This window comes from Micromonospora sp. D75, from assembly GCF_018070405.1.
In the GTDB taxonomy this organism is placed as follows: domain Bacteria; phylum Actinomycetota; class Actinomycetes; order Mycobacteriales; family Micromonosporaceae; genus Micromonospora; species Micromonospora chalcea.
The window spans coordinates 1-7,158 of sequence record NZ_JAGPXV010000297.1; the positions used below are offsets into that span (position 1 = coordinate 1).

1 protein-coding gene is annotated in these 7,158 nt (G+C 76.3%); it reads right to left on the reverse strand.

Features of this window, described 5'->3' with window-relative positions; translation table 11 throughout:
- Positions 1–7,158: type I polyketide synthase (locus tag KBX39_RS18255; protein ID WP_210871669.1), on the reverse strand; the 7,158-nt coding region annotated here is incomplete at both ends.

A 7,158-nucleotide genomic window follows, 5' to 3' on the forward strand; every position in this document is an offset into this window, starting at 1 on the left:
GCGTCCAACTGTCCCGGTACCGCCACGAGTCCACGGTGGCCTGGTCGCGGTGCCGGCGACGCCAGGCGGCGAGCACCGGCAGCACGTCGGCGAACGCCGTCTCCGGGACGGGCCCCGGCTCGGTCGTGGCGGAGAGTTCGGCCGTGAGCGCGGTCAGGTCCTCCGCCTCGACGGCGGCCCAGAACCGGGCGTCGACCTCGTCGTCGGCCACGGCACCGGCGGTCCCGACCGCGGGGGCGGGCGCGGTCGACGGCTGCGGCCAGTAGAGCTGCCGCTGGAACGGGTACGTGGGCAGGTCGAGGCGACGCCCGGCGAGGCCGGCGAAGGCGGGCCGCCAGTCCACGGCCGTACCTCCGGCCCAGACCTCGGCCAGGGCGCGCAGGAAGCGGCCGAGGCCGCCCTCGCCCCGGCGCAGGCTGCCGGTGACGGTGACCGCGTCCGGGTCGGCGGCGGCCAGCTCGACGCTCTCCTGCGTGGCCATCGTCAGCACGGGGTGGGCGCTGACCTCGACGAAGGTCTGGTAGCCGGCGGCGACGAGGCTGCGTACCGCTTCGTCGAAGCGGACGGTCTGCCGCAGGTTGCGGTACCAGTAGTCGGCGTCGAGGGCGGCGGTGTCGAGCCAGTCCCCCTCGACGGTGGAGCGGAACCGGACCTCGCCGGTGCGGGGCCGCAGCCCGGCGAGCAGTTCCAGGAGCTGCTCGCGCAGTTGCTCGACGTGGGCGGAGTGGGAGGCGTAGTCCACGGGGACGCGGCGCACCCGCACCTCGTGGGACTCGTAGTGGGCGACGAGCTCGTCGAGGGCGGCGCCGTCGCCGGAGACCACGACGGAGGTGGGTCCGTTGACGGCGGCCAGGGCGATGCGGCCGGCCCAGCGGGCGATCGTCGCGGTGGCCTCGTCGGCGGTGGTGGCGACCGAGACCATGCCGCCGTCCCCGGCGATGCCGGCGATGATCCGGCTGCGCAGCGCGACCACGGCCGCCGCGTCGTCGAGGGTGAGGCCACCGGCGACGTACGCGGCGGCGATCTCCCCCTGGGAGTGGCCGACGACGGCTCCGGGGCGCACCCCGTACGACTCCCAGAGCGCGGCGAGCGAGACGCTGACCGCGAACAGGGTGGGCTGCACGACGTCGACGCGCTCCAGCGACGGGGCGTCGGGCGCGCCGCGCACCACGTCGGTCGGTGACCAGTCGACGTACGGGCGCAGTGCCTCGGCGCAGGCGGCGAACGTCTCCGCGAAGACGGGGGCGGTGTCGAGCAGCTCGGCGGCCATCCCGGCCCACTGCGATCCCTGGCCCGGGAAGACGAACGCGACCTCGCCCGGCGTGCCGGGGGCGCGGGTGACGGTCTGCGGGCCGGGCCGGCCGGCGGCGAGCGCGTCGAGGGACGCGGCCAGGTCGTCGCGGTCGGCGGCGAAGACGACGGCCCGGTGGTCGTGGGCGGCGCGGGTGGCGGCCAGCGACCAGCCGACGTCGGCGAGCGCGTCGTCGTCCACTGTGCCGAGGTGCTCGCGCAGGTCCCGGGTGCGGGCGGTGAGGGCGTCGACGGTGCGCCCGGAGAGCACCCAGGGCAGCTCCCCGGCCGGCACGTCGGCCGCCGGTCCGGGCTCCGGCTCGTCGGCGGGGGCCTGTTCGAGGATGGTGTGCACGTTGGTGCCGCTGATCCCGAACGAGGAGACGGCGGCGCGGCGTACCCCGTCGGCCGGCTCCCACGGCCGGGCGGAGGTGAGCAGCTCGACGCTGCCGCCGGTCCAGTCGACGTGCGGGGTGGGCTCGTCCACGTGCAGCGTGGGCGGCAGCACCCCGTGCCGCATCGCCAGCACCATCTTCATCACCCCGGCCACACCCGCCGCCGCCTGGGTGTGCCCGATGTTCGACTTGATCGAGCCGAGCCACAACGGCCGGTCGGCGGGCCGGTCCTGGCCGTACGTGGCGATGAGGGCCTGCGCCTCGATCGGGTCGCCGAGGGTGGTGCCGGTGCCGTGCGCCTCGACGGCGTCCACCTGCTCGGCGGTGAGTCCGGCGTTCGCGAGGGCCTGCCGGATCACCCGCTGCTGGGCGGGGCCGTTGGGGGCGGTGAGGCCGTTGGAGGCGCCGTCCTGGTTGACGGCGCTGCCGCGCAGCACGGCGAGGACCGGGTTGCCGTCGCGGCGGGCGTCGGAGAGCCGCTGGAGCACCAGCAGGCCGACGCCCTCGCCCCAGCCGGTGCCGTCCGCGGCTCCGGCGAACGGCTTGCACCGGCCGTCGGCGGCGAGACCGCGCTGGCGGGAGAAGCCGACGAAGATGCCGGGGGTGGCCATCACGGTGGCGCCGCCGGCCAGGGCCAGGTCGCACTCCCCCGTCTGCAGGGCCTGCGCGGCCAGGTGCATCGCGACCAGCGACGACGAGCAGGCCGTGTCGACGGTGACGGCCGGGCCGTGCAGCCCGAAGGTGTACGCCAGCCGGCCGGAGATGACGCTGGCGGAGGTGCCGGTGGCGAGGTAGTTCTCGTCGACGTCCCCGGTGGCCATCAGCAGCGAGCCGTAGTCCTGGCCGTTGGTGCCGACGTACACGCCGGTGCGGCTGCCGCGCAGGGCGGTCGGGTCGATCCGGGCCCGCTCGAACGCCTCCCAGGTGGTCTCCAGCAGCAGCCGCTGCTGCGGGTCCATGGCGAGGGCCTCGCGGGGGCTGATGCCGAAGAACGCCGGGTCGAACTCGCCGGCACCGGCGACGAAGCCGCCCTCCCGGACGTAGCTGGTACCGAGGTGCTCGGGGTCGGGGTGGTACAGCTCGGCGAGGTTCCAGCCGCGCTCGCCGGGCATCAGGCTCAGCGCGTCGGTGCCGGTGGCCAGCAGGTCCCAGAGCTGCTCGGGCGAGGTGACCCCGCCGGGGAAGCGGCAGCTCATGGCAACGATGGCGATCGGTTCGCGGTCACGGCCGGTGCCGTCGGCGACCACCTCGCCGGTGGTGTGCCCGGCGGTGAGGCCGTGCAGGTGGGCGGCGAGTTCGGCGACCGTGGGGTGGTCGAAGACCAGCGTGGCGGGCAGGGTCATACCGGTCTCGGCGGTCAGCCGGTTGCGCAGCTCGACGGCGGTGAGCGAGTCGAAGCCGAGGTCACGGAAGGTGCGCTCGGGCAGCGGCCGCCCGGCCGGGTAGCCGAGCACGACGGCGGCCTGGGTGCGTACGAGGTCGGCGAGCTGCGGCAGGGACCGGCCGACCACCACGGCGCGGACGGGACCGGTGGGCACGGCGGGCACCCCGGGCAGGGCGGCGATCAGTGGCGTGGGCCGGCCCCAGGACGCGGCGAGGCGTCCCCAGTCGACGGCGGCGACGGTGACCGCCGGCTCGGCGGTGTTGACCAGCCGGCCGAGGGCGGTGACGGCCTCGGCGGCGGGGAGCGCGTCGACCCCGCCCCGGGCGAGCCGGGCGGTCAGGGCGGCGGCCATGCCGTCCTCAGCCCAGGCGCCCCAGGCGATGGCGGTGGCGGGCAGGCCCTGGTCGCGTCGCCAGGCCGCGAACGCGTCGAGATAGGCGTTGGCCGCCGCGTAGTTGCCCTGCCCGGCACTGCCGATGACGCCGGCGAGGGAGGAGAAGAGCACGAACGCGTCGAGGTCGCGGTGGGCGGTGGCCTCGTGCAGGACCCGGACGGCGCGGACCTTGCCGTCGAGGACGGCCTGCATCCGGGTCAGGTCGAGCCCGTCGAGGACGCCGTCGTCGATCACGCCGGCGGTGTGCACGACGGCGGTCAGCTCCGGCAGCCCGGAGACCAGAGCCTCGACGGCGGCCCGGTCGGTGACGTCGCACCCCACCACCCGCACCGCACCCAACTCGGCCACCAACTCCGCCGCACCCGGCGCCCCCGGACCCCGCCGCGAGGCGAGGACCACCTCACCGGCCCCGTTCGCCAGCAACCACCGCGCCACATGCCGACCCAACGCACCCGTACCACCGGTCACCAGCACCGTCCCGGCAGGCCGCCAACCCACACCCACCGGCGGCACGGCCGGCACCAGCCGCCGGCCGAGGACGCCCTGGGGGCGGATCGCCACCTGGTCGTGCCCGGCGTCGGCGAGGACGGCGAGCAGCGCGTCGGCCATGGCGCGGTCGGCGCGGGCGGGCAGGTCGACCAGGCCGCCCCAGCGGTCCGGCTGTTCGAGGGCGACGACCCGCCCGAGGCCCCAGGCCAGGGCGGCCCACGGGTCGGTGAGGGTCTCGCCGGCCCCGGCGCGCACGGCGCCCCGGGTGAGGCACCAGAGCCGGCCGGGCAGGCCCGCGTCGGCGAGCGCCTGGGTGAGGGTGAGCAGCAGCGCGGCGCCGACGGAGACGGCCGGGGCGTCCGGCAGCGCCCGGTCGGTCGCGGGCAGCACGCAGAGCACGCCGGCCCAGCCCTGCTCGCCGTGGCCGCGCAGCAGCCCGGTCAGTTCGGCGCGATCGACGCCCGGTGCGACGGTCAGGGTGTCGACGTGGGCGCCGGCACCGGTCAGCGTGCCGGCCACCCCGGCGTCGTCGTTGTCGGCGGTGACGACGAGCCAGCGGCCGGTCAGCGCCGGAACGGCGGCGGGGCGTACGGGTTCCCACTCGACCCGGTAGGTCCAGCCGTCCACCACGGCGTCGCGCTGCCGGGCCCGCCGCCACGACGACAGCACCGGTACGGCCGGGGCGAGCGCCTCCACTGCCGCGGGATCGTCCTGCACGGCCAGGTGGGCGGCGACCCCGGTCAGGTCGCCACGCTCCACGGCCGCCCAGAAGTCCCCCTCGGCGGCGTCACCCGGCACGGCCGTCGCGGCGGTGCCGCCGACCTCGGGCCAGTAGCGCTGGTGCTGGAAGGCGTACGTGGGGAGGTCCACGCGGCGCGCGCCGGTGTCGGCGAACCACTGCCGCCAGTCGACCGCCACCCCGCGCACGTGCAACTCGGCCAGCCCGGCCAGCAGCCCGTGCGCCTCGGGCCGGTCCGCGCGCTGCGCGGCGACGGCCAGCACGGCGTCGTCGGCGGGCAGGATGTCGGCCGCCATCGCGGTCAGTACGCTGCGCGGGCCGATCTCCAGGAACGTGTCCGCCCCGGCGGCGCGCAGCGCGGCGACCCCGTCGGCGAAGCGGACGGCCTCGCGGACGTGGCGCACCCAGTAGTCGGGCGTGCGGATCTCGTCGGCGTCGGCCAGTGCCCCGGTCACGTTCGACACGACCGGCAGCGACGGCGCGGCGAAGGTGAGCTTGTCGAGCACCGCGCGGAACCGGGCGAGCATCGGCTCCATCAGCGGACTGTGGAACGCGTGGCTGACGGTGAGGCGGCGGACGCGTACGCCCCGCTCACGCCAGACCCGCTCCACCTCGTCGAGGGCCTCGACGGCGCCGGAGACCACGACAGCCTGCGGACCGTTGACCGCCGCGATCCCCACTCCGGCCAGCCCGTCCAGCGTGGCCGCCACGTCGGTCTCGGTGGCCGCGACGGCCAGCATCCCACCCCCGGCGGGCAGCGCCTGCATCAACCGGCCCCGCGCCGTCACCAGCGCGCAGGCGTGCTCCAGCGACAGCACCCCGGCCACACACGCGGCCGTGACCTCGCCGATCGAATGGCCACCCACGAAATCCGGCACGACCCCGAAGGACTCGACCAACCGGAACAACGCCACCTCGACGGCGAACAGCCCCGCCTGTGTGAACACCGTCTGGTCCAGCAGGTCGGCGTCGGCCGAGCCCTCGGCGGCGAAGAGCACCTCGCGCAGCGGGCGCGGCAGGGCCCTGTCCAGGTGCCCGCACGCCTCGTCGAGGGCGGCGGCGAACACCGGGAACTCGGCGTACAACTCCCGGCCCATGCCGGCGCGCTGCGCACCCTGGCCCGAGAAGAGCACCGCGAGCTGGCCGCGCGGCGCGCCGGCACCGAGCACGACGGTGCCGGCCGGTTCCCCGGCGGCGAGGGCGCGCAGCCCCGCGAGCAGTTCGTCGCGGCCGGTCGCGGACAGCACGGCCCGACGGTCCAGGGTGGAGCGGGAGGTGACCGACGAGAAGGCCACGTCGAGCGGGCGGAGGGTCTCGTCGGCGGCGAACCGGGCGGCCCAGCGGCCGGCCTGCGCGGCGAGCGCGGCGTCGGAGCGGGCGGAGAGCAGCACGGGGGCCACCGTGCGGGCCTGCGGCGTGGTCGCCTCGGCCTCGGCCTCGACCTCGGCGGGAGCCGGGGCCTGCTCGATGATGGTGTGCGCGTTGGTGCCGGAGACGCCGAACGACGACACGGCGGCCCGGCGCGGCCGGTCCACGGCCGGCCACGGCGTGACGGCGGTGGCGAGGGTGACGGCCCCGGCGGTCCAGTCGATCTGCGGCGACGGCTCGTCGACGTGCAGGGTGGGCGGCACGACGCCGTGCCGCATCGCCATCACCATCTTGATCACACCGGCCACGCCGGCGGCTGCCTGGGTGTGCCCGATGTTCGACTTCACCGACCCGAGCAGCAGCGGCGCGGCCTCGTCGCGGTCCTGCCCGTACGTGGCCAGCAGCGCCTGCGCCTCGATCGGGTCGCCGAGCCGGGTGCCCGTGCCGTGCGCCTCCACCACGTCGACCTGCTCGGGCGTGAGCCGGGCGTTGCCGAGGGCCTGGCGGATGACCCGCACCTGGGAGGGGCCGTGCGGGGCGCTGAGCCCGTTGGACGCGCCGTCGGAGTTGACCGCGCTGCCGCGTACCACGGCGAGCACCGGGTAGCCGTGCCGCTGCGCGTCGGAGAGCCGGGTGAGCAGCAGCATGCCGATGCCCTCGGACCACGAGGTGCCGTCCGCGCCGGCGGCGAACGCCTTGCACCGCCCGTCGGCGGCGAGACCGCGCTGCCGGCTGAAGCCGACGAAGACCGCCGGGGTGGGCATCACCGTCACGCCGCCCGCCAGGGCCAGCTCGCAGTCGCCGTTGCGCAGGGCCTGCGCGGCCAGGTGGATGGCGACGAGCGAGGACGAGCAGGCCGTGTCGACCGTGACCGCCGGCCCCTCCAGCCCGAGGGTGTACGCGACGCGGCCGGAGATGACACTGGTGGCGTTGCCGGTGAGCAGGTGACCCTCGCCGTTCTCGGCCTGCGCCATCATGCCGTCGTAGCCGTGCGACGAGGCCCCGACGAAGACGCCGGTACGGCTGCCCCGGACGGCCGGCAGCGGCAGCCCGGCCCGCTCGAACGCCTCCCAGGAGGTCTCCAGCAGCAGCCGCTGCT